This is a genomic window from Mesorhizobium sp. M7D.F.Ca.US.004.01.2.1, from assembly GCF_003997785.1.
Lineage (GTDB): Bacteria > Pseudomonadota > Alphaproteobacteria > Rhizobiales > Rhizobiaceae > Mesorhizobium > Mesorhizobium loti.
Genome location: NZ_RZRQ01000679.1, coordinates 1 through 1,083, shown reverse-complemented (window position 1 = coordinate 1,083; position 1,083 = coordinate 1). Strand labels below are relative to the sequence as shown.

General features: G+C 63.3%; 2 protein-coding genes. One reads left to right on the top strand and one right to left on the bottom strand.

All coding sequences use genetic code 11. From position 1 onward, the window contains the following. A partial coding sequence (locus EN993_RS36125) for a LysR family transcriptional regulator (protein WP_164758068.1) occupies positions 1–716 on the bottom strand: 716 nt, incomplete at its 3' end. A gap of 113 nt (positions 717–829) precedes the next feature. On the opposite strand from EN993_RS36125, the gene EN993_RS36120 reads away from it, so the two are divergent. Next, positions 830–1,083: aldo/keto reductase (locus EN993_RS36120; RefSeq protein ID WP_164758067.1), on the top strand; the 254-nt coding region annotated here is incomplete at its 3' end.

The window sequence follows — 1,083 nt, the reverse complement described above, 5'->3', positions numbered from 1 at the left end:
ATCCCAGACAGCGCCAAGTCGATGGCGGCAAGGGAATCGGTGACGACGGCGGTGCCGCGCGTTTCCACCGCCACGTCCTTGCCGTCCTCCGTCAAATCCCAACGATAGATCGCGCCGGATCGCACCAGGCGGTAGCCGATGCAATTGTGGGCGGCGAGATCGGCCAGGCTGCGCGGGCGACCACGCCGGCCGATATAGGCTGGCGAAGCGACGATGATCACCTGGAAGGGCGGCGTCATCCGGATCGCGATCATATCCTGTGCGATCATTTCGCCAAGCCTGATGCCGGCGTCAAAGCCTTCGCCGACGATATCGACCAACCCTTCGTTGGCAAAGATTTCCACCGTCACATCCGGATAGCGCTCCGCCATGGCCGTCACCACCGGCGTCACCGCCATCGGGACGGCGACATGCGAAACGTTGATTCTGAGCAGTCCAGCCGGGCGACCCTTGATGCCGCGGATGCGCTCCATCCGCTCTGCGATATCCTGCAGCGCGGGCTCCGCCGTTGCGACAAGCGCCTGACCGGCCTCGGTCAGCGATACGCTGCGTGTCGTGCGCGCAAACAGCGGTTGGCCGATGCGTTCCTCCACCAGCCTGACCGCATGGCTGACCGCCGAAGGGCTCATGCCGAGCTCTGCCGCCGCGGACGCAAAGCCGCCGCGCCGGGCCACGGCAACGATGACGGGAAGATGGCCGAGCAGATCGCGATCCATTCATGCATAGTATCGCATAGTTTATGAAGATAATGCAACATTATCAAACGAAGTGAGCTGGGGCATCTAACGCTGCATCAACGCCGTTTGGCGAAGCAGCAAGGAGACGTTCCATGACCATGTCCTACTACACCCTTGGCAGCAGCGGGCTGCGTGTCACCCGGTTGGCGCTCGGCACCATGACCTTCGGCACCGAATGGGGGTGGGGCGCCGACAAGGAGACGGCACGCGTCCTGGTCGATGCCTATGTCGAGGCAGGCGGCAATTTCTTCGATACGGCCGACGCTTATACCGGCGGTACCTCCGAGACCTGGCTTGGCGAGTTCATTGCCGAACGCGGCCTGCGCGGCAAGGCGGTGATCAGCAC